20 protein-coding genes are annotated in these 21,399 nt (G+C 68.5%); 11 read left to right on the forward strand and 9 right to left on the reverse strand.

Translation table 11 applies throughout. The annotated features are described in order from the left end of the window. Positions 1–333 precede the first annotated feature (333 nt). A complete protein-coding gene (locus tag ON38_RS24605) occupies positions 334–759 on the forward strand; it encodes an SdpI family protein (protein ID WP_039827353.1) in 426 nt (141 codons plus the stop codon). A 5-nt stretch (positions 760–764) separates the two neighbouring features. On the opposite strand, the gene ggh is transcribed toward ON38_RS24605, so the two are convergent. Next, positions 765–2,102, reverse strand: a complete 1,338-nt coding sequence (gene ggh / locus ON38_RS24610) for a glucosylglycerate hydrolase (RefSeq protein WP_039827354.1) — start codon at positions 2,100–2,102, stop codon at positions 765–767. 219 nt (positions 2,103–2,321) lie between these two features. On the opposite strand from ggh, the gene ON38_RS24615 reads away from it, so the two are divergent. Both ON38_RS24615 and ON38_RS24620 read left to right on the forward strand, forming a co-directional pair. Continuing rightward, entirely contained in the window at positions 2,322–3,023 is a 702-nt protein-coding gene (locus ON38_RS24615) for an SDR family oxidoreductase (RefSeq protein ID WP_039827389.1), read from the forward strand. Continuing rightward, a complete protein-coding gene (locus tag ON38_RS24620; RefSeq protein WP_039827356.1) occupies positions 3,020–3,514 on the forward strand; it encodes a GNAT family N-acetyltransferase in 495 nt (164 codons plus the stop codon). The genes ON38_RS24615 and ON38_RS24620 overlap by 4 nt, the downstream gene beginning before the upstream one ends. A 387-nt stretch (positions 3,515–3,901) precedes the next feature. Here ON38_RS24620 and ON38_RS24625 read toward each other — a convergent pair whose 3' ends face one another. Then, entirely contained in the window at positions 3,902–4,198 is a 297-nt protein-coding gene (locus ON38_RS24625) for a hypothetical protein (protein WP_039827357.1), read from the reverse strand. A gap of 380 nt (positions 4,199–4,578) precedes the next feature. Between ON38_RS24625 and ON38_RS24630 the strand changes: the two genes are divergently transcribed. Then, on the forward strand, positions 4,579–5,229 hold the full coding sequence (locus ON38_RS24630; protein ID WP_039827358.1) for a DUF8020 domain-containing protein: 651 nt from the start codon (positions 4,579–4,581) through the stop codon (positions 5,227–5,229). A 112-nt stretch (positions 5,230–5,341) separates the two neighbouring features. On the opposite strand, the gene ON38_RS24635 is transcribed toward ON38_RS24630, so the two are convergent. Beyond that, entirely contained in the window at positions 5,342–6,136 is a 795-nt protein-coding gene (locus ON38_RS24635; protein WP_039827359.1) for an LLM class F420-dependent oxidoreductase, read from the reverse strand. 261 nt (positions 6,137–6,397) lie between these two features. Here ON38_RS24635 and ON38_RS24640 point away from each other — a divergent pair, with 261 nt between their 5' ends. Then, positions 6,398–7,225, forward strand: coding sequence for an alpha/beta fold hydrolase (locus ON38_RS24640; RefSeq protein ID WP_039827360.1), 828 nt, complete (start codon positions 6,398–6,400; stop codon positions 7,223–7,225). A 216-nt stretch (positions 7,226–7,441) separates the two neighbouring features. Here ON38_RS24640 and ON38_RS24645 read toward each other — a convergent pair whose 3' ends face one another. From ON38_RS24645 to ON38_RS24660, 4 genes are read right to left on the reverse strand one after another with little or no spacing between them, the layout of a single operon-like run. Beyond that, on the reverse strand, positions 7,442–8,941 hold the full coding sequence (locus ON38_RS24645; protein WP_245564182.1) for an MmgE/PrpD family protein: 1,500 nt from the start codon (positions 8,939–8,941) through the stop codon (positions 7,442–7,444). Further along, entirely contained in the window at positions 8,938–9,777 is an 840-nt protein-coding gene (locus ON38_RS24650) for a cyclase family protein (RefSeq protein ID WP_083873060.1), read from the reverse strand. Before ON38_RS24650 ends, ON38_RS24645 begins: the two co-directional genes overlap by 4 nt. Continuing rightward, positions 9,774–10,616: an HpcH/HpaI aldolase/citrate lyase family protein gene (locus ON38_RS24655; RefSeq protein WP_039827361.1), complete on the reverse strand. Its 843-nt coding sequence runs from the start codon at positions 10,614–10,616 to the stop codon at positions 9,774–9,776. Before ON38_RS24655 ends, ON38_RS24650 begins: the two co-directional genes overlap by 4 nt. Then, complete coding sequence (locus ON38_RS24660; RefSeq protein WP_039827362.1) at positions 10,613–11,407, reverse strand: IclR family transcriptional regulator; 795 nt, start codon at positions 11,405–11,407, stop codon at positions 10,613–10,615. Before ON38_RS24660 ends, ON38_RS24655 begins: the two co-directional genes overlap by 4 nt. A 242-nt stretch (positions 11,408–11,649) precedes the next feature. Here ON38_RS24660 and ON38_RS24665 point away from each other — a divergent pair, with 242 nt between their 5' ends. Genes ON38_RS24665 through ON38_RS24680 form a run of 4 tightly spaced genes read left to right on the forward strand, consistent with a single transcriptional unit; the run spans position 11,650 to position 17,073 of the window. Next, positions 11,650–13,017 (forward strand): FAD-dependent oxidoreductase, encoded by a 1,368-nt coding sequence (locus ON38_RS24665; RefSeq protein ID WP_039827363.1) that lies wholly within the window; start codon positions 11,650–11,652, stop codon positions 13,015–13,017. A 39-nt stretch (positions 13,018–13,056) separates the two neighbouring features. Continuing rightward, positions 13,057–14,517, forward strand: coding sequence for a dihydroorotase (locus tag ON38_RS24670; protein ID WP_039827364.1), 1,461 nt, complete (start codon positions 13,057–13,059; stop codon positions 14,515–14,517). An 11-nt stretch (positions 14,518–14,528) separates the two neighbouring features. Continuing rightward, the gene (locus tag ON38_RS24675; protein WP_039827392.1) at positions 14,529–15,737 is read left to right on the forward strand and encodes a CaiB/BaiF CoA transferase family protein; all 1,209 of its coding nucleotides are present in this window, start codon (positions 14,529–14,531) and stop codon (positions 15,735–15,737) included. A 31-nt stretch (positions 15,738–15,768) separates the two neighbouring features. Next, positions 15,769–17,073, forward strand: coding sequence for an MFS transporter (locus tag ON38_RS24680; protein ID WP_051165136.1), 1,305 nt, complete (start codon positions 15,769–15,771; stop codon positions 17,071–17,073). 96 nt (positions 17,074–17,169) lie between these two features. On the opposite strand, the gene ON38_RS24685 is transcribed toward ON38_RS24680, so the two are convergent. Beyond that, positions 17,170–17,577, reverse strand: a complete 408-nt coding sequence (locus ON38_RS24685; RefSeq protein ID WP_039827365.1) for a hypothetical protein — start codon at positions 17,575–17,577, stop codon at positions 17,170–17,172. Between the two features lie 298 nt (positions 17,578–17,875). Here ON38_RS24685 and ON38_RS24690 point away from each other — a divergent pair, with 298 nt between their 5' ends. Further along, positions 17,876–18,934 carry a magnesium and cobalt transport protein CorA gene (locus tag ON38_RS24690; RefSeq protein WP_039827366.1) on the forward strand — a complete coding sequence of 353 codons (1,059 nt, stop codon included), beginning with the start codon at positions 17,876–17,878 and terminating at the stop codon, positions 18,932–18,934. A 61-nt stretch (positions 18,935–18,995) separates the two neighbouring features. Here ON38_RS24690 and ON38_RS24695 read toward each other — a convergent pair whose 3' ends face one another. Further along, on the reverse strand, positions 18,996–19,760 hold the full coding sequence (locus ON38_RS24695; protein ID WP_039827394.1) for a helix-turn-helix domain-containing protein: 765 nt from the start codon (positions 19,758–19,760) through the stop codon (positions 18,996–18,998). Between the two features lie 553 nt (positions 19,761–20,313). On the opposite strand from ON38_RS24695, the gene ON38_RS24700 reads away from it, so the two are divergent. Beyond that, on the forward strand, positions 20,314–21,387 hold the full coding sequence (locus tag ON38_RS24700; RefSeq protein WP_039827367.1) for an ABC transporter ATP-binding protein: 1,074 nt from the start codon (positions 20,314–20,316) through the stop codon (positions 21,385–21,387). The last annotated feature ends 12 nt before the right edge of the window (positions 21,388–21,399 follow it).

Genomic DNA, 21,399 nt, shown 5'->3' on the forward strand with positions numbered 1-21,399 from the left:
TCTCGACAGCCTAAGACTTGGGCCCTGACAAGCCCAAAAAGGTCGGGTGCGGACCCGCGCGTCCGAGGGCGGGTACGGCCGCCCCGTGAGCAGAACCACACGCGGGCCCGCCGGAGGTCCGGACCCGCTGTGGACCCGACATCGAATGCCGACGGCACCCGTATGAGTCGAGTTCTGCGAGACACCTCAAAGGGTTGCGGCCCGTCTCGCGGTTTCGGCCTCGAAAGCGCCCGCGCCGAAGGCGCAAGTCTCGAGGCCGAAACGGCGAGACCAAGGGGGCCGCAACCCCGCCCCGCCGCAGGCGGGGCCAATTAACAGAGCTAGGCTCACGGGGTGTTCGTTGTCGCGATTCTCCTGTTCGTCCTGGCCGTGGTGGCCCTGGCGACGGGTGTGCTCGGCCTCATCGGCCGTCTGCCCGGCAACCGCTATATCGGTGTCCACACCGAGGCCGCGCTGCGTGACGAGACCGCGTTCCGGGCCGCCAACCGGGTCGCCGCGCCCACACTGCTCATCTCGGCCGCGCTGCTGTCCGCGGGTGGCCTGGTCGTCATGGCCGCCGGCGGATTCACCGGGGTACTGGTGGCGGCGGGGGTGCTGGTCATCGCGTTGTTCACCCTGGGCGCGGGGGCGACCGCGGGGGCCCGGGCGGCCGAGGCCGTCGCCCCGCCGCCGGAGCCCGCCGGGGGTTGCGGTGGGTCCTGCGGCGGCTGCTCGCTCAAGGAGATGTGCGAACCGGCGGCCGGCTCCCGGCCGGTCTGACCGGGTCAGCCCAGCCAGTCCAGTACCGACGCGGCCGTCCACGACTGCTGCATACTGCCCAGCGGTTCCCCGGTGAACGGTTCGTAGTACTCGGCGAAGCTACCGTCGCTGGCCTGGCGCAGTGCTTCGGCCCGCAGCATGAAGGAGCGCTCCGCCCAGCCGCGGTGGGCGAACACCCAGGAGAACAGCCAGCTCATCACCGGCCACACCGGGCCGCGCCAGTATTCACGCGGCCGGAAATCCTTCGAGACCGGTGAGGTGGAGGGCGGTAGCGCGTAGCGCAGGTCGGGGTGGCCGCAGAAGCGCGGGCCCTCGAACAGGCGCAGCAGGTTGCGTTCGGTGGCCCGGGGCAGCCCGCCGCTGATCAGGGGCGCGAACATGGCCAGCGTCTCGGTGGCGATCCAGCGTTGCAGGCGGGTGTCGTAGTCGCGCGCCGCCCCGGTGCGGGCGTCGGTGGTCGCGATCACTCCGGCGCGGAACCGGTCGGCCCAGCCGAAGAGTTCCCGGACATCCGATCTGGCCTGGTGGTACTCCTCACCGATCTGCCCGAGGACCTCGCAGGCCAGGGCGAAGATCGCGGTCACGAACACGTCCTCGACCGCGAAGTCCATCATCGAACTGAGGGCGTCGTCGTCGTAGCGGGCGCGGCGCATCTGCTCCACCAGCCATAGGTAGCGGTCGTATTCCCGATCGGTGGGCCGCTGGGTGGGGTCGGCGACAACGAGGACGTCCTCGCGCCGGTAGGGCGGCAGATCGCCGGGCACCACGTGCTCGTAGGCCCGGTCCCAGCGCGGGGAGTTGTCCATCCCCGATTCCCAGCCGTGATAGAGCGTGATGCGCCCGCTGCCCAGCGGGTCGCGGGCATGGGCCAGCCAGCGATGCCAGCGCACCAGATCGGCCCAGCGCCGGTTGAGGAATTCTTCGGCCACCGCACGCGTAGTGCGGCCGTGCCGGCGCGAATGGTCCAGGATGCGCTGGACAGCGATGGCATGGACCGGCGGCTGGGTGATTCCCGAGGTGTCCGGGCCGGCGGGTGCGTTGGCGGCCAGCAGCCGGCATTCCCAGCGGGCCGGGCCGGGGAAGTAGCCGTCCACCCCGTTGGCGAAAACGATATGGGGGATCATGCCGTTCTTCCACTGCGCCGAGAGCAGGGTGTCGAGTTCGATCACCGCGCGTTCCACGCTCAACGGCGCCAGTCCCACCGCCACGAAGGCCGCGTCCCAGCTCCACATGTGCGGATACAGCCGGGGGGCGGCGCTGGTCATGGTTCCCAAATCGTTGCCGCGCAGCAGATAGGCCGCGCGGGCGGCGAGCTGCGTGGGAGTGAAACCTGGGTGTGCCATCTCTATATCTTGCTGGTTCGGACCGGTCACGCGCTCCATCGGTACGTGCGGTCGCAATATCTACCGAGTTACGGTTTCGGTCCGGTGTGCGGCATATTTCATCCGCGCTACACGAACCTGCCGGCCCTCGCGCCGCCGCCGCGGCCCGGCGCGATATGGCACGCTGTCCGGCGGACCGCACGCAGCGGACCGGCGGGTGACGATTCGAGGAGTGGCGATATGCAGCAGGAAGCCGACCGCGCGCCCGGCGAGCGGCCGGTAGCGCTGATCACCGGCGCCGGACGCGGACTGGGCGCGGCGGTCGCCCGGGAGCTGGCTGTGGACCACCGGCTGCTCCTGGGCGCGCGCACCCCGGCCGGGCTGGAAGCGATCCTGGCCGAACTGCCCGAGGCCACCGGGTGGCCGGTGGAACTCACCGATTACGCGGCAGTGGCGGACGCGACGACGCCGATCGAACGGCTGGACGTACTGGTCCACAATGCGGGGATCGCCGATCTGGGCACGATCGCGGAATCCTCGGTGCGCCAGTGGCGTGACACGCTCGAGGCCAATCTCATCGCCGTCGCGGAGCTGACCCGCCTGCTGTTGCCGGCCCTGCGGGCGGCCGGCGGCCATGTGGTGCTCGTCAATTCGGGTGCGGGTCTGCGTGCCAATGCCGGCTGGGCCTCCTACGCGGCCAGCAAGTTCGGGCTGCGGGCATTCGGTGACGCACTACGGCTGGAGGAGCCGGCGCTGCGGGTGACCTCTGTTCATCCCGGCCGTATCGATACCGATATGCAGCGCGCGATCGTGGCCGGAGAGGGCCGCGCCTACGAGCCCGATCAGTTCCTGCGCCCGGAGACGGTCGCTCGCGCCATCCGGAACGCGATCGACACCCCGCGCGACGCACATCCCACCGAGATCGTGCTGCGGCCCTGGTGAACGCAGCCGTACGCTGGCCGGACCGCCTGGTCGTACGCCCCTGGACCCCGGACGACGCGCGGCGGGTAGCGGCGTGGCGTTACGACGGCCCGTGGGCTGTTTACGACCCGGCGGGCGACGAACCGCTCGATGCCGCCGACGGTTATCGGGCCGTGGTCGGCGCCGCTGACGATCTGCTGGTCGGCTTCTACTGCACCGGAGCACAGGCGCGGGTGCCCGGCCTGACCGCTGCACCCGGGGTGATCGACCTCGGGGCGGGGATGGATCCGACCTGGGTCGGCCGGGGACACGGCGCGAGCTTCGGCAGGGCTGTGCTCGCCGATGTCCGCCGCGACCACAGCACCGCCCGGATGCGCGCGGTCGTCCAACACTGGAACACCCGCAGCCGGCGACTGCTGCGGACCCTGGGATTCCTGGAGTCGGGTCGTCATATCTGCGTGCAAGGTGAACGCTCGGTCGAGTACGTGGTGGTGCTGCTACCGCCCGCCTGATCGAGCGGTATGACGAGGCGACTGTCGAACGGATGCGTCGCTCCGGGTTTTCTCGTGCGAAACCCATTGCAGGCCAATGCTTCGGCAACAGTTCCGAAGGAGCCGTGGTGAACTGGTCTCGACCGAGCGTTCGTCGAGCCTTTCGAAATTCCAGGTACATCACCACGAGGCCGCGCATCGCGAATCGGGTCGGCCTCGGCACCAGCCTGAGCCGGTTCGCCGGCCGTAGCCACCAGTCATCGCTTGTAGGCGCGCTTGAACAAACTCTCGCGCGGGCCGGGCAGGACTCGGCTGGGACGGTGATCCCGCCGGGGTCCGGGCACACCGACGCGCGAGATCGGCGGGCGCGCAGTGGCGCCCGCCGACGCAACTTTCGGTAGCGGTCGCTCAGTGCTCGTCGTAGTGTCCGTCGTGGGCGGCGTGCCGGTGCCCGTCGTGGATGTAGTCCACATGGTCACCGTGCGGTACCGCGACATGACCGCAACCCTCGCCGTGGACGTGGTCGTGCGCCGAGACCTCGGTGTGCCCGTGGGTTTCACACTCGTCGAAGTGCCCTTCGTGGGCCCGGTGCAGATGTCCGTCGTGGACGTAGTCGACGTGATCACCGTGCGGGACCGCGACATGACCGCAGTCCGGCCCGTGTACATGCGTGTGGTCGGTATGCTGATCGTGTGCCGTTGTCATCGGTGTTCCCTCTTTCCTCGAAGGGGTTGCTCTGCTCGAAACGGTCACCTGGAACTTCGCACTGAAATACATTACCAAGTGCGCATCAATGCAGGTAGCCACCAATGCGCCGAGCCCCGACGAGGCGGCGGTTCGCGGGAGCACCCCCCAACCTCCCCAGCTATAGCCAACCCGAATATTTACCCGAATCACTCGGTCTTCAAACCGGTTCGGGGAATTTCTCGCACGGTTTTTATGTCTTTCGGGTACCAACCGCGTAACGTCGATGGAGTTCGAAACCGCCGGGCGGCAGCGTTTATGCCCGGCGGCCGATAGCTGCGCGAAGTTCTGGCTGGTTAATCCACTGGCAACACCGTGATGAAGATCGGACACGAGACCTCATGATGATCCGCAAGATCGTTGCGGCCGTAGTGCCGCTGCTCGCCACCACAACTGTGGGCGCGGCAGTCGTGCACGCAGAACCCGCGACTCCCGAGATCGGCTACCGCGCCGAGCTCATCGGTAACAGAGTGGTCACCACTCTCACCAACGGCACATTCGAGATCGACGGCGAAGCAGTCGAGATCCTGGACAACTCCGGCACCACCGTGGTGACGTTGCCCCTCGCGGTACGCGAGGGCGCCACGGAGTACCCGCTTCCGCACGCGGTGCGCGACGAGGGCCGGGTGCTCGAACTGACCGCGGTCAAGGATGTGGCGGCGGCTCGGCCCGCGGCGAAGCCGGTGGCCTCGCCGCAGGAGAACTACGCGGCTCAGAACAACTTCGCCTCCCAGTTCGGTCTGGCCACCGCCATCGGCGGCTTCATCGGTACGGCGCTGGGCGCAGTGGTCGGACTGGCCACGTGGGCGGGCGGGCCGGTGACCGGCATACCCGGAATCGTCACCGCAGCCGCTATCGGTGGCATCATCGGCACCATCGTCGTCGGCGGGCCGACGCTGATCATCGCGGGCATCGATCTGATCAACACCCTGGTAGCCGCTCCCGGCACGACGCAGTGGGCGCCGCGGCAGCAGGTTCAGTCGGCTAACTGAGCCCACCCGGGGGGATCGGTGAACACGGGTCGGTGACCCGGTCCGCCCGGCATACGAAACCTCTCGGGCCCGGTCTGCGATGGCAGACCGGGCCCGAATGCTGTGCCGGTGGTCAGGCGATACCGCTGACCGGTTCCGGATTGATCTCGTCGCGCCACGCGATGGCCTCGCGGACCTGGGTGAGGTCGTAGTCCGGACCGGTGATGCCGACTGTGAACAGGGTGGCCCCCGCCTTCAGATAGTCCGGTGCCTTCTCCGCGCCCGGCCAGGCCACCGACCGCTCGATCTTGTCGGTTTCGGTGCCCACCCGCGCGCAGTGCTCGTCGAGCACCTGGCTCTTGTGGGTGAACACGTCCAGCTCGCCGAAGCTGTGCCAGATATCGGCGTACTCGGCCACCAGTCGCAGTGTCTTCTTCTCCCCGCCGCCACCGATGAGTACCGGGATCTCACGCACCGGCTGCGGGTTGAGCTTCGCCAACCGGCCGGTGATGCGGGGCAGGTACTCCTTGAGCAGGTTCAGGCGGCTGCCGGCGGTACCGAAGTCGTATCCGTACTCGTCGTAGTCGCGCTCGAACCAGCCCGACCCGATACCGAGGATGAGCCGGCCGTTACTGATCCGGTCCACGGTGCGGGCCATATCGGCGAGCAGATCCGGATTGCGGTAACCGCCGCCGGTGACCAGCGCGCCGATCTCCACCCGTTCGGTCTGTTCGGCGAACGCGCCGAGCATGGTCCAGCATTCGTAATGCGCGCCGTCGGGGTCCCCGTACAGCGGAAAGAAGTGATCCCAGTTGAAGACGATGTCCACACCCGCGTCCTCGGCCCGCAATACGGCGTCGCGGATGAGTCCGTAATCGGGCGCGTGCTGGGGCTGGAGTTGGACTCCGATCCGAACCGGTCGGCTCATCTTGTTTGACTCCTCGTCGTCGGGTGATCTCCCGGATCCGAGGCTACCGGGGGCGCGAGCTCCCGGCCGAGCGGAAACGGTGGGCTCGGCCGCCCATCGACGCCCGCCCGATACCGGCGACCGTTCCGGTCGCGCATTGATTACGTAACGGATGAATACAGCCCCTTTTCCGGGCCTTTCCGTCGGTAGCATTTCGGGCGGCGTCTCGTTGTCACGACCCGCTACCGGTCGGCGAACCACGCACAGAAGGAGGCTCCGCCCATGCCTGTGTGCACGACACGCGACAAGGTGAACATCTATTACAAGGATTGGGGCAGTGGCCGCCCGGTCGTTTTCATACACGGCTGGCCGTTGAACGCCGATGCCTGGGAAGATCAGATGAAATTCGTGGCGGACAACGGTTATCGCGGTATCGCCCACGATCGGCGCGGTCACGGCCGTTCGGATCAGCCGTGGAACGGTTACGATTTCGATACCTTCGCCGATGACCTGAACGATCTGCTGACGAGTCTGGATGTCCAGGACGCGACGCTGGTGGCACACAGTATGGGTGGCGGTGAGCTCGCCCGCTATATCGGCCGGCACGGGACCGCGCGGGTGCACTCCGCGGTACTGCTCTCGGCCATCCCGCCGCTGATGAGCAAGACCGAGAGCAACCCCGAAGGTGTGCCGGACGAGGTTTTCGACCAGATCAAATCCGGAATTCTCGCCGAGCGTTCGCAATTCTGGAAGGACACGTCGGAAGGGTTCTTCAGCGCGAATCGCCCGGGTAACAAAGTGACGCAGGGAAATCGTGACGCGTTCTGGTTCATGGGTATACAGGAGAGCATCCAGGCCGCGGTGAAATGCGTCGACGCGTTCGCGTACACCGATTTCACCGAGGATCTGAAGAAGTTCGACGTCCCCACTCTGGTCGTGCACGGTGACGACGATCAGGTGGTGCCGATCGATGCCACCGGACGCAAATCCGCCGAGATCATCCCGGATGCGACACTGAAGGTGTACGAGGGCGGTTCGCACGGTATCGCCCTCGTCCCGGGAGACAAAGAGAAGTTCAACGCCGACCTGCTGGAGTTCCTCGACCGCTGACGGAACGGGGCCCGGACCGCGTTCCGGACGCACGCACGGGGCGCGGTCCACGGCACTGTCCGGGCCGCGCCCCGACCGGCGGTGGCATCGGCCACCACGAACACGAAAGAGCCCCGCGGCGCCCGGGGTACCGGGAGACCGCGGGGCTCTTCCACTGGTGCCGGTCGAGCCCGGGGACGGCGGGTTCGCCACCGCCTCGGGACCGGGTGCCGGGGATCAGCCCCGGACGAGCGACATGAGACTGTCCAGCGATCCGGCCGCGGGCAGGGCGAGCGCGCGCTCGGCGACCGTCCCCGCCTGCACCGCGGACAGGTGGCCTTCCACATTCAGGTCGAACTTCAACGTGAGTTCGTCATCGGAGAGCGGGTTCGCCGGGCCGCCGCGATTGTGGTCGACGCGTGCCTCGTGCCACTGCCCGTCGCGGGTGCGCACCCGAAGCACGGCCGGGAACTGGTGCGGGTAGATCTCGTCGCACCGGGCGTCGGCGTGGGCGACAACGAGCGCGGCCAACTCCAGCGTGCGCGCGTCGCGAGCGGCTTCGTCGGTGAAGTCGGCATGACCCACGCCCAGCCCGGAACCGCCGAGCAGCGCCCGTGCCACTGTGAACGGCCCGGAGAAGGCCGCGTGATAACCGGACTCCGGGGCCGCCTTGGCGGTCGGCGGTTCGGCGATGGTGCGGAGCACCGGTGTCGGCACGCCGAGGTCGATCTCCACGATCGCGTCCGGATCGAGGCCGGCCGCTCGCAGCGCGCGGGCGGCATCGATACCGGCGTGGGTGAAGTGGTTACACGGGTACGGCTTGAAGAAGATCCCGGGCAGTTCCCAGTGCTCACCGAGGCGGTCCACGACCTTGGCCGTATCTGCCCGGTCACCGCAGAAGGCGTGCAGGAAGCCGAACCGGCCCTCGATCACGGTGGGCGGACCGGTGAGCCCGTGCCGGGCGAATTCGGCCGCGGTGACCCCCGAATGCGCGGCCCAGCCGCAGTGCGCGCGCTTCACCGTGCCGCCGGTCCGGTTGGCCTCCAGCAGTCCGGCACCGAAGCTGGCGGCGATACCCATCGCGTCCGCGATACCTTCGGCGTCGAGGTCGTAGAGCATGGCCGCCGCGGCGGCGGAGCCGACGGCGCCGCAGATGGATGTCGCGTGCTGGCCGCGTTCGAAGAACTCGGAATTACCCAGTTCTTCGTCGTAGCCGCCCATGCCCAGGCGCACCGCGATCTCGATACCCACACCTGCCGCGTCCAGGACAGCGGCACCGGAAGCACCGGTGGTCTCCCCGACCGCGAGAGCGGCCGGGACCACGGATGCCGACGGATGCAGTACCGACGGCAGATGGGTGTCGTCGGAGTCCATCGAATGCGCGAGGGTGCCGTTCACCAGCGCGGCGGTGGCGGCGGGGAAACGCTGTCCGGTGCCGATACCGGTGGCCGCGGCGGCGCCGGCCCAGCCGCGCGCCACGGCCGTGACGGCCCGGGCCGACGGCTGTCCCTGGGCGGCCAGGGAGTTGCCGAGTACATCGAGGACGCGGCGGGCCACATCCTTACGGAGTTCGGCGGGGAGCCCGGCGGCGCGGGTATCCGCGGCGAGCGCGGCGAGCCGGCCGACCACGGTGCTGGTGAGGTCGTGGCGGGCGGCGGGCACGCTGTGCCGTCCGGGCATGAGCGAGGGCCCTGCGTGGTCACGCTTCGCTACCGCCTCCGGGCCTGACTCGCTCATGCCGCCACCACCGCGACCGGGCGCACGGGCGAACCGGTACCGCCGGTGATGCGCAGCGGCGCCATCACGAAGGTGAACTCGGTCAGGCCGCGGGCGCTCGCGTCCTCCAGGTTCAGGTGCTCGATGATGTGGATTCCGTTCTCCACCAGCAGCACCCGGTGCACCGGCAGCACACTGTGCCCCTTACCGGGCGGAATATGTTCGAAGGCGGTGGTATCCGCGCCCGCGGCCACGATCCCGGCGGCGGCCAGCCACTGCGCCGCGCCCACATCGGCGCCCGGGACCCCGTCCTGCTGACCGAGATAGCGCTGGGCGTCGTCGAAATGCCGCGCCCAGCCGGTACGGATGAGTACGACGTCCCCACGCCGCGGGGTGACTCCGGCCGCATCGGCGGCATCGCGCAGATCCTGCTCGGTGACGGCCTGTCCGGCTTCCAGAGCGTCCGCCCCGCGCACCCGCGGTACGTCCAGCAGCAGTCCGCGCCGGAGCATGAAGGGGATCGTCTCCGCGCCCAACTGGGAGAACCGCCCGCCGCGCTGGGCTTCCTCGGCGTCGATATCGCCGTGCAGTTTGCCGCAGTGGCTGACATGGGACAGGGCGTCGACATGGGTGCCGACGTGCCCACCGGTCACAATGATCTCGTTGGACGCCGATCCGCCGTCCGGGCGGACCATATCGCCGTGCCGGCGGATCAGGGTCATCCGGAAGCCGGGATGGTTGGGCGAGCAGGGCATACCCGTCGTATACGGATGTCCCAGCTCGACGACGTCGACATCGCTGTTCACCACGGCGTGCAACAGCGCGTCCGGCGCGGCGGACACGGTGTGTTCGGTCATGCTCTCACTCCTCGTTCTGCGGTGGCCTCTGCCCGGTCGAGCACCACGCGGGCGTTCGCGACGACGGCGGGGTCGATGAATCTGCCGTTCTCGTCGAGAACCGCGGATTCCCCCGCCGCCTGGGACGCGGCCGCGCACTCCACGATTCGCCGGGCTCGGCCCTGTTCCTCCGGCGACGGTGTAAAGGCCTGGTTGACGATGCCGATCTGGTCGGGATGGATGACCGAACGGCCGAAAAAACCCTGGGCGCGGCCGGTGCGCGAGGTCTCCGCCAGTCCGGCCGCATCCTCGACCGCGGTCCAGACGCTCTGGACCGGTGAGGACAGTCCGGCGGCGCGCGCCGCGGTGACGATCCAGCCGCGCGCCCACGCCAGGCCCTCGGCCTCGGTACGCAGATCGGCGGCCAGATCGGCTTCGCCCAGCGCGATACCGGTGACCCGCGGATGACATTTCGCGATAGCGGGCGCGGCGAGCAGGCCCGCGGCGGATTCGATGATGGCGTGCACCTGACAGGTGAGCCGGTCGGTCGTGGCCGCCACCGATTCGGGGGTTTCGGCCTTGGGGAGGCGCACCCCGGCGGGCGGGGTCGGCGCGGCGGCCAGTTCGGCGAGCTCATTGTCCAACCAGGACGACCCGATGGCATTGAGCCGCAACCAGACCCGGCGCTCCGGTGCTGCCGTGCGCAGAGCGGCGAGGGCATTTGCCAGCGCGCGCTCCTTCGCGTGGACCGGTACGGCGTCCTCCAGGTCGATCACCACGGCGTCGGCGGCGCTGTCGATCGCCTTGCCGATCCGGTCGTCGCGGTGACCGGGCACGTAGAGCCAGCTGCGCGGGGTCATTTCGCCTCCGCCGCTACGGGATTCGGCGTCCGGTACCCCAGTGCCCGCGAAACCCGCTGCGCCGCCTCGACCAGCGCGCTCTCGTAGCGGTCGCACGCTTGCGCGGTCATCCGGTAGCTCGGCCCGCAGACCGATACCGATCCGATCACCGCGCCGTCGGCCCCGAACACCGGGGCGGCGATCGACCCGGCGCCCTCCTGGCGCTCCCCGGTGGACCGGCACACTCCCCGTTCCCGCGCCTCCCGCAGCGCCGCGCGCAGCGACGCGGGGTCGACGATGGTGGTGGCGGTCAGCCGGGGCAGCGGTCGCGACAGCAGATCGTCCTGTTCCTCCTCGGAGAGGTAGGCCAGGATTATCCGGCCCGACGAGCCGCTGTGCAGGTCGAACCGACGACCCAGCTCGACGGTCATCTTGATTTCCTGAGTACTCTCGACCTGATCGAGGTAGACGCGACCTCCCGGTAACCGGCCGGTGACGGTCGCCGTCTCGCCCGTGGCGCGCTGTAGGTCCACCAGGGCCTCGCGGGCCATCCGCCGCAGCGGGGATACGTCCAGTGCGCGCGCGCCGAGCGTCGCCGCCGCCGGACCGAGCAGGTACCGGCGGGTCGCGGGCTCGTAGAGCAGCAGACCGCATTCGACGAAGGTCGTGAGGATGCGGTGGGCGACCGCCTTCGACATACCGGTCGAGCGGGCGATCTCCGAGACGCCGAGCGCGCTCGACCGGCGGCCGAACTCGAGCAGCACATCGGCGGCCCGGGCGGCAGACGTGGTGCCTCCACTGGAGGACTCCATCGTGGCTCCGTTTCTGCGGGGTTTTCGTTGTTCCGACGGCGACGCTACCGCGCGACCGACGTACATCTGAACAAAGTTGTACCGCTTAGCGAAACGATTGTCCAGGCCGCCCGACCGGCTCATGCATGAGTTTCGTCCGCGTTAATCGTTTCTACAGGCACTTGTGTCCGGATTGTCGAACGTGCATAGTGCAGGGGACCACATTCTTGCGTTCCGCTAAGCGGAACAGACTAGGAGGAAGCGTGGACGGTCCGGATTTCGATCTCGTCGTCGCCGGTGCGGGCGGCGGCCTGGTCGCTGCGCTGCGCGCGGCCGAACTCGGCGCGAATGTGCTCGTGGTCGACGCCGACGAGTACTTCCAGCGCGGGAACAACACCTCGATGTGCACCGCGATGATCCCGGCCGCCGGCACCCGCTGGCAGCGGGCCGCGGGCGTCGCGGACAGCCCGGACCGGTTCCTCGCCGATATCGACCGCAAAACCGGCGGTACGGCCGATCACCGCCTGGCCCGGGCCTTGGCCGAGTCGAGCGCGCGGCTGGTCACCTGGCTGGCCGACGCCCAGGAACTCGACCTCGAACTGGTCACCGACTTCCGCTACCCCGGGCACAGCGCCGACCGCTGCCACACCATTCCCGGCCGCCATGGCTCCAAGCTGCTGCGCCACCTGGTCGAGCGCGCCCGCGCCCATCCGCGGATCGAGTTGATCGCGCCGATGAGCCTGCGCGAGGTGCACACCACCGACGGCCGGGTCACCGGCGTAGAAATCGCCACCCCGGACGGGAACGCCGAACAGCTGACCGCCCCCGCCGTGCTGCTCGCGACCAACGGCTTCGGCGCCGACAGCGAGCTGGTACGCCGCTGGATCCCGGAGATCGCCGACGCCCACTACCACGGCGGACAGTTCAGCCGGGGCGACGCGCTGCGGATCGGGCAGGGCTTGGGCGCCGACACCGGTTTCCTCGACGCCTACCAGGGGCACGCGGCGCTCTCCGCGCGCAGCCAGACCCTCATCGGCTGGGCCACCGTCGTCCACGGCGGCGTCATCGTGAACAGCGAGGGCCGCCGGTTCGCACCCGAGACCACGGGTTATTCGGAATTCGCGGCCATCCTCGCGGCCCAGCCCGGCGGCGCCGGATGGATCGTCATCGACGAGCACATCGAAGCGCTGTGCTCGGTGTTCGACGATTTTCGCGCGGTCGCCGAGAGCGGTTCGCTGGTCCGCGCCGCGACGGCGGCCGAGCTGGCCGAACGGATCGGCGTACCGGCCGCCGCGCTGGACGACGAACTCGGTGCCGCGCGCCGGGCCGCGGCGGGCACGGAACCGGACCGGCAGGGTCGCACCGACGACCGCCACCCCCTCACCGCGCCCTATGTCGCCATCGCCGTCACCCCCGCCCTGTTCCACACCCAGGGCGGTCTGGTGGTCGACGAACACGCGCGGGTACTGGCCGGCGGCACGCGTGTCCCCGGCCTGTACGCCTCGGGCGGTGCGGCCATCGGTATCTCCGGCCACGGCGCCGGTGGCTACCTCGCGGGCAACGGCCTCATCACCGCACTCGGCCTGGCCTTCCTCGCCGCCGAGCACGTGAGCAGTCCGGTCGCCGCCTGACCCCAGATTTCACCTTTCGGATATTCGCCAGGAGAAGAAATGACCTCGTACCTGATCAAGAACGGCACCGTGGTGCGCACCGACAACTCGGCCCCCAAGGAGGGCGAGGCCGCGGACATCCTGATCGTCGACGGCAAGATCGCCGCCATCGGCGCGAACCTGGAGTCCGCGGACGCCGAGATCGTCGACGCGTCCGGCAAGCTGATCTTCCCCGGCGTGGTGGACGCGCATCAGCACTGGGGCATCTACAACCCCCTGGCCGAGGACACGCAGACCGAATCCCGCGCGAGTGCCCAGGGCGGTGTCACCACCGCGCTGACCTATATGCGGACCGGGCAGTACTACCTGAACAAGGGCGGCGCCTACGCCGACTTCTTCCCGGAGGTGCTGGACGCCTCGGCCGGACGCAGCTACATCGACTACGCCTTCCACCTGGCGCCCATGTCCAAGGAGCACATCGGCGAGATCCCGGACCTGGCCGCCGATCAGGGCGTGACCTCGTTCAAGATCTTCATGTTCTACGGCAGCCACGGCCTGCACGGGCGATCCACCTCGCAGAGCGATTTCCTCATGATCCCCGAGGACGAGCGCTACGACATCGCGCATTTCGAGTTCGTGATGCGCGGGGTGCAGAAGGCGCGGGAGCAGTTCCCCGAACTCGCCGAGCACATCTCGCTGTCGCTGCACTGTGAGACCGCCGAGATCATGAGCGCCTACACCAAGATCGTGGAGCAGGAGGGCACGCTCAGCGGTCTCGCCGCCTACAGCGCCTCGCGCCCGCAGCACTCCGAGGGTCTGGCCGTGACCATCGCGTCCTTCCTGGCCGACGAGACCGGATTGCCGAATATCAACCTGCTGCACCTGAGTTCGGCCAAGGCGCTGAAGGCCGCCATGAAGATGGCCGAGGCGTTCCCGCATGTGAACTTCCGCCGCGAGGTCACCATCGGTCACCTGCTCACCGATATCGACAACGCGAACGGCCTGGGCGCCAAGGTGAATCCGCCGATCCGCCCGCGCGAGGATGTCGAGGCGCTGTGGGAGCACCTGCTCGCCGGCAATATCGACTGGGTCGTCTCCGACCACGCCTGCTGCAAGGACGAGGTGAAGTTCGGCGAGGACCGCGACGATGTATTCGCCGCCAAGTCCGGTTTCGGCGGCACCGAATACCTGCTGCCCGGGCTGCTCACCGAGGGCCGCAAGCGGGGTCTGTCGCTGCGCCGGATCGCCCAGCTCACCGCGTCCAACCCGGCCGACCGCTACGGCCTGCCCGGCAAGGGCCGCCTGACCGAGGGCGTCGACGCCGATATCGCGATCGTCGACCCGAACCGCACCTGGACCGTACGCGCCGCGGATTCCGAATCCACCCAGGAGTACACGCCGTTCGAGGGCTTCGAGCTGACCGCGGCGGTCACCGACACCTTCGTGCGCGGTCACCGGGTGCTGGCCGACGGCGTGGTCACCGGCGAGCCCGCGGGCCGCTACATCTCGCGGCCGTACTGAGGAGCCCGGTGTTGAGCGACGAGAAGCAGCCGACCGGCCCTCTGCGCGGCATCAAGGTCCTGGATGCCTCCACCATCCTGGCCGGACCACTGACCGCGCAGATCCTGGGTGATTTCGGCGCCGAGGTCATCAAGATCGAGCACCCGCAGAAACCGGACGGGATGCGCGGCCACGGCCTCGACAAGGACGGGATCCCGCTGTGGTGGAAGATGGTCGCCCGCAACAAGCAGACGATCACACTGAACCTCGGCACTCCCGACGGCCAGCAGATCTTCCGGGATCTGGCCGCCGAAGCGGATGTGGTGATCGAGAACTTCCGGCCGGGCACCTTCGAACGCTGGGGCCTGTCCTACCCGGAACTGTCCTCCCGCAACCCGGGGCTGATCATGTTGCGCGTCACCGGTTTCGGGCAGCACGGCCCCTACGCCAAACGTCCGGCGTTCGGCACGCTGGTCGAATCGATGAGCGGATTCGCCCACCTGACCGGGCAGCCCGACGGGCCGCCCACCCTGCCGGCCTTCGGGCTCGCCGATTCCATCGCCGGAGTCGCCGGTTCCTCGGCCGTCTCGATGGCGCTGTTCGAACGCGAACGCAACGGCGGCACCGGCCAGGAGGTCGACCTCGACCTGCTCACCCCGATCATGACCGCGGTCGGCCCCGGGGTGATCTACGCCGATCAGCTCGGAATCGACCAGGAGCGGACCGGTAACCGGTCGCAGAACAACGCGCCCCGCAACCTGTACCGCACCAAGGACGATCACTGGGTCGCGATCTCGACCAGCGCCCAGGCCATCGCCGAACGCGTGATGCGACTGGTGGGACATCCCGAGGTGATCGACGAGGAATGGTTCGCGACCGGGCGCACCCGCGCCCGGCACGCCGACCTGCTCGACACATACGTCGGCGGCTGGATCGCCGAACGAACCCGTGACGAGGTCACGAGTGTTTTCGAAGAAGCCGGCGCGGCCGTCGCACCGGTCTACCGTCCGAGCGACCTGCTCACCGATCCGCAGGTCGTCGCCACCGACATGGTCACCACCGTGGAGGACAGCGAGCTCGGCCCCATGCGCATGCAGAACGTGATGTGGCGCATGACTCGATCGCCCGGGGCGATCCGGCACACCGGACGACCCGCCGGTGCCGACACCGACAAGGTCCTCACCCGCCTCGGGCGCAGTCCCGAGGACATCGACGACCTGCGGGCACGCGGGGTCATCTGACCTCGCGGCAGCTTTATCTCAGGAGTTCGCTATGAAATCGCGTTGGTGGACAATCACCATCATCTTGGGCCTGGTGGTGGTGAATTATGTCGATCGCAGCGCCATCTCGTTCGCAGCAAGCCATCTGCGGGACGAGTTCGGAATCACGACCGGCCAGTACGGCGTCATCAGTTCCGCATTCTCGATCGGCTATATGCTTTTCGCCCTGCTCTCGGGGCCGCTGGTCGACCGGTTCGGTTCGCGCCGCGTCCTCATCGCGGGGATGTTCATCTGGGCCGCGGCCACCGCGCTGACCCCGTTCGCGGGCGGGTTCATCGGCCTGATCCTGTTGCGGATCATCCTCGGGGCCGGCGAAGCGCCCTGCTTCCCGGCCGCGACCCGGATCGCCAGCCGGTGGTTGCCGGTACAGGAACGCGGTAAGGCGCTGGCCCTCATCGGCGGCGTCGCGGTCTCCGGCAGCCTGCTGGTCGGCGGCCCGATCCTCACCCAGTTGATCGAGCTGGTCAGCTGGAAGGGCATGTTCTTCGTGCTGGCGGTCGCCGGAATCGTCTGGGTGGTCGTGGCGTACCCGTTCCTGAAGAACTCCCCGGGCGAAGCGTCCTTCGTCTCGAAAGAGGAACTGGCCTATATCAAGGCGGGCCAGGCCGACGGTGAGGACAGCGGCCACGAGGAGAAGGTCGACTGGGGCGAGATCCTGCGTAACCGCAACCTGTGGCTGGTCGGACTCGGCTACTTCGCCTGGGGTTTCATGTTCTGGGCCTTCATGTACTGGCTCCCCCAGTATCTGGAACACGAATTCGGGCTCTCCATCAAGGAGGTCGGCGGCTTCTCGGTGGCGCCGTGGGCGGCCGGTGTGGTCGGCGCGCTCGCCGGCGGCATCCTGGTGGACCGCGTGTACAAACGCACCGAGAGCATCCGGTCGCGCTTCCTCATCATCGGCGTGGCACTGCTGCTCGCCGGTGCCTCGATCGCCCCGATCCTGTTCTTCCCCGGCAATCTCACCGTCGCCCTGATCTGCATCTCCGCGGGTGTCGGCTTCGGTTTCATCACCGGGGGAATCTGGTGGGTGGCCTCGATCGACGCGGCCCCGACCCAGCCCGGTACCGCGGCCGGTTTCGCCGACGCGTGCTTCGCCCTCTCCGGAATCGTGGCCCCGTCGGTGATGGGTTTCATCGTCTCCGAGACCGGAACCTACGACGGCGGTTTCATCGTCATGACGGTCCTGTGCCTGATCGGCGCGGCGGCGATGCTGTTCTTCACCAAGGAACCGCAGCGCCCGGCGCACCCGCGGGTACGTCCGGGAGAACCCGAAGGCGAACTCACCACCGCGAGCTGACCCGCGCCGGAGTCCTCCGACGCCGCCACGACGCACCGCGTAACCCGATGAGGGGGTTACGCGGTGCGTTCGCTCTTCCCGGCGATGCTGCTCCGCTCACGCGGCGTCGAGAGCCGCGGTGATCTTGCGGGTCATATCGGCCAGGATCGGGCTCGGCGCCCCTTTGCCGGGCCGGGTGGACGCCTCGACGGCGACCAGCACTGTGCGGCGGAAGTTCTCGGCCTCCGCCACATCCTGCTCCTTCAACAGGCTCATGGCCGCGGTCAGCGCCGGCAGTACCCGGTCGGCGAGCTGGGCGACGGACCTGCCCTTCAACTCGATGTCCTTGGACTTCGCGGCCAGCACATGCCCGATGGGCCCGGTCGCCGACCACAGGGCGAGGGATCCCTCGGTGGCGGCCTTGTGCGGTGAGCCGGACACATCGGCGGCCGACATGAGCGATACGGCGCCGTAGGCGGCCGTCCGGACGGTGGCTTTGTCCTGGTCGGTCAGGGTGATGGACATGGCGTTCTCTCCTTCGAGTTCGGTGGCGGCCGGTCGTTCGAACCGGCGACAACGACACTTTCTCCGGCCCGGCTGACACCGGCCTGATGGCGAGCTGATACGCCCGCTGACATCGAGCGCGACCCTGGCCTGCCGCCCGCGGCAGGCACGACCCGGAACCGGACCATGCGACTGCCGAGAGCTCCCGCGTCCCGCCGTGCTCCGATCCGCGGTCGCGTCGGCTACACCCGCGGAGAGCCGGGCGACCGCGAGTACGCCGGCGGTGGTGGCCGGCCGCAGGTGGTTCTAGGCTCGCGGGGTGTCGAGTGGAACGGATCACCGCGAGGGCGGATCGGAAGTGTCGTCTCCGCGGGTACCGGTCCCGGTGGCACCGGCGGTCGTGGACTGCGGCATCTATCGTGACGGGCGGCGATTGGCGGGGCGGTACGGGTTCGCCGAGGCACTGGCGGAGGTACGCGACGGTGGCGGGTTCGTATGGCTGGGCCTGCACGAGCCCGACCTCGACCAGATGAGCACGGTCGCCGAGGTATTCGGGTTGCACCGGCTGGCCGTCGAGGACGCGGTGGCCGGGAAACAACGCCCGAAGCTGGAGCGCTACGACGACACGATGGTTTTCGGTATGCGGACCGTGGCCTATGTCGAGCACGATATGCACAGCGTCAGCGAAATCGTGCTGACGGGCGAGATACTCGTCTTCCTCGGCGTCGATTTCGTCGTCGCGGTCCGCCACGGCGAACATTCCGGGTTACGGCAGGTCCGGGCGGAACTGGAAGCCGACCCCGAACGCCTGCGGCTGGGACCGGGCGCGGTGCTCCACGCGATCGCCGACCATGTCGTCGACGCCTATCTCGATGTTGTGCAGGAGATCGAAACCGATGTCGAGGAGATGGAGCAGGAAGTGTTCACTCCCCGCTCCCGGCTCACCATCGAATCGATCTATCAGCTCAAGCGCGAGATCGTGGAACTGCGCCGTGCGGTGATACCGCTGGCCCTCCCCCTACAGATACTCACCGGGCCCGATTCCGGCCTGAACAAGGAGATCCGCCGGTACCTGCGCGATGTCACCGACCATCACACCACCGCCGCCGAACGAGTCCACGACTTCGACGACGTACTCTCCGCGCTGATCGGCGCGACCCTGGCCCGGATCGCGGTCCGGCAGAACACCGATATGCGCAAGATCTCGGCTCTGGTCGCCCTCGCCGCGGTCCCCACGATGATCGCAGGAATCTACGGGATGAACTTCGAGCACATGCCCGAATTGAAACAGACCTGGGGCTACCCCGTCGTGCTGGCGGTGATGTTCGCGACCTGCGGTGGATTGGTCGTCCTGTTCCGCCGCAACGGCTGGCTTTGACCTCCTCCCCGCCCTGCAGCGCGGTTTTCGGTAGCGCACCTCCCGTTGCCGCCGCGGCGGCTCACCCCGGGTCGGACTCCCGCGGTCCGTTCTCCGGCAGCCGGACGTCCGGTCCGTAGAGCAGCCGGTTCACCTTGACCAGGACGTCGAGCTGCGCCGGGTTGTACAGATCCCGCAGCGCCTTGCCGACCGTTTCCGCCGCCCGCTTCGGCCCCACCGGCGAATCGGCGGCCGGAGCCGCGATCTCCGGATATTCGGCGGCCACCGTGCCCGCGTACGGCGCAACACGTCGCGCCAGCTCGGCCCGGGTGGATTCGTCCGCGTCGGCGGGAAGGTTGTCGAACTCCGTCATCGCGGGAACCTCGCGCCAGTCGTTCAGCAGGTTCCGTAGCGCACCCATACCGGACGGCCCCAGGACCCGGGTGAGGATGACGGTGAAGGCACGGTCGGCGTCGGTGAGTGTATGGGCGCCCGAACCGATCTCGGGTGGCAGGTCGGCGTGCTTGCCCTGCCGCAGGATCAGGGCCAGCTCAACCCGGATGCGCTGCAGCCGTTCGATGGTCGTGGCCAATTCGGCGTCCAGGGTCTGGAGCGCGTCACGGGGGAAATCGTCCCCGTCGCCCATTTCGGCGATCTGCGACAGCGGTATGCCGAGGTCGGCGAGTCGTTTGATGCGCAGCACCCGCAGCAGATGCGCCACGCCGTAACGCTTGTAACCATTGGAGGCGCGTTCGGGTTCGTCGAGCAGGCCGACGTCGTGGTAATGGCGTACCGCCCGCACGCTCGTGCCGGCGAGTTCCGCGAGCTGACGGGTACTCCACGTCATATCCGACTCCTCCGCTCCGGTTCCGCCGCCGCGCACGCGCCGGCGCGACACCCAGCCTCAACTGTGCCGTAGCGGCACAGTCAAGCGCTCTCGCGATCCCTTCTTCCGCCGGCCCGGGCCGGCCGCACCCACCACGGCAGCGATCGTGCCGCTTCCGAACGGAGCTGCCACGCCGATTCCGGTACAGCACCCCGGCACGGCACCGGAGTGGTAGCGGTGGGTACCCGGCGCGAGGCGCCCGGGCGCGCCGCTCGACCCGCGTACGCACTGCGGGGGAGCGCACAAAGGCCGGCCGCGGGCGCGGACTTCTACGTGACCGGACCCACCGGTGGCCGTCGGTTCGCCCGACCGGCCGCGACCCGGTCCGGCGGGTCGCGAGGGTACCGGCGGGGGTGGACAGTCGGTGCGTTCACTGGCACGATACGCACCGAAAACGTACAGACCATGCGGAGCTCGAGAACACCAGCGGTAGCCTCTGACGCCATGACCACGCACATGTTGCGAATTCGCTCCACTTCGCGTGTTCCAACCGGTGAAGGGAAGTGAACAAGCCGTGGCCACGGTGACCTTCGATCGCGCCACCCGGCAGTATCCGGGGGCCAAGACGCCCGCTGTCGATCAGTTGCAACTCGAGATCGCCGATGGTGAGTTCCTGGTGCTGGTCGGCCCTTCGGGGTGCGGGAAATCGACTTCGCTGCGCATGCTGGCCGGGCTCGAGGAAGTGTCGGGCGGCCGCATCCTGATCGGCGACCGCGATGTCACCCACAGCGACCCCAAGGATCGCGATATCGCGATGGTCTTCCAGAACTATGCGCTGTACCCGCATATGACGGTGGCCGAGAACATGGGGTTCGCACTCAAACTGGCCAAGGTCGGCAAAGAGGAGAAGCAGCGCCGCGTACTCGACGCGGCCCGCCTGCTCGATCTGGAACCACTGCTGGACCGGCTGCCCAAGGCGCTGTCGGGCGGTCAGCGCCAGCGGGTGGCCATGGGCCGGGCCATCGTGCGCAACCCGCAGGTCTTCCTGATGGACGAACCGCTGTCCAATCTGGACGCGAAACTGCGAGTGCAGACCCGCACCCAGATCGCGCAGCTGCAGCGCCGGCTCGCGACGACGACCGTCTATGTCACCCACGACCAGGTCGAGGCCATGACCATGGGCGACCGGGTCGCGGTGATGCGTGATGGGCTGCTGCAGCAGTGCGCCGCCCCCCGCGATCTGTACCGCGATCCGGCGAATGTGTTCGTCGCCGGGTTCATGGGGTCACCGGCGATGAACTTGTTCACCCTTCCGGTCACCGACGGTGCGGTGCGGATCGGCGGATTCTCGCTGTCATTGCCGCGCTCGGTAGCCGACGCCACGGGCGCGACAGTGACGGTGGGTATCCGCCCCGAGCATCTGGAAGCCGGTGATTCCGGGATCGAGATCGAGGTGGACGTGGTCGAGGAGCTCGGCTCCGACGCCTTCATCTACGGCCGCCCGACCGAGGCGACCCAGGGCGCGGACACGATCGTGGCACGTACCGATTGGCGCAATCCGCCGGCGAAGGGCACCCGGGTGCGCCTGGGCGCGGACCCCGAACATGTCTACTTCTTCGCGCCCGACGACGGCCGTCGCCTGAACTGAGCCACCCGGATT

This window comes from Nocardia testacea NBRC 100365 (assembly GCF_000308775.1).
Classification (GTDB): domain Bacteria; phylum Actinomycetota; class Actinomycetes; order Mycobacteriales; family Mycobacteriaceae; genus Nocardia; species Nocardia testacea.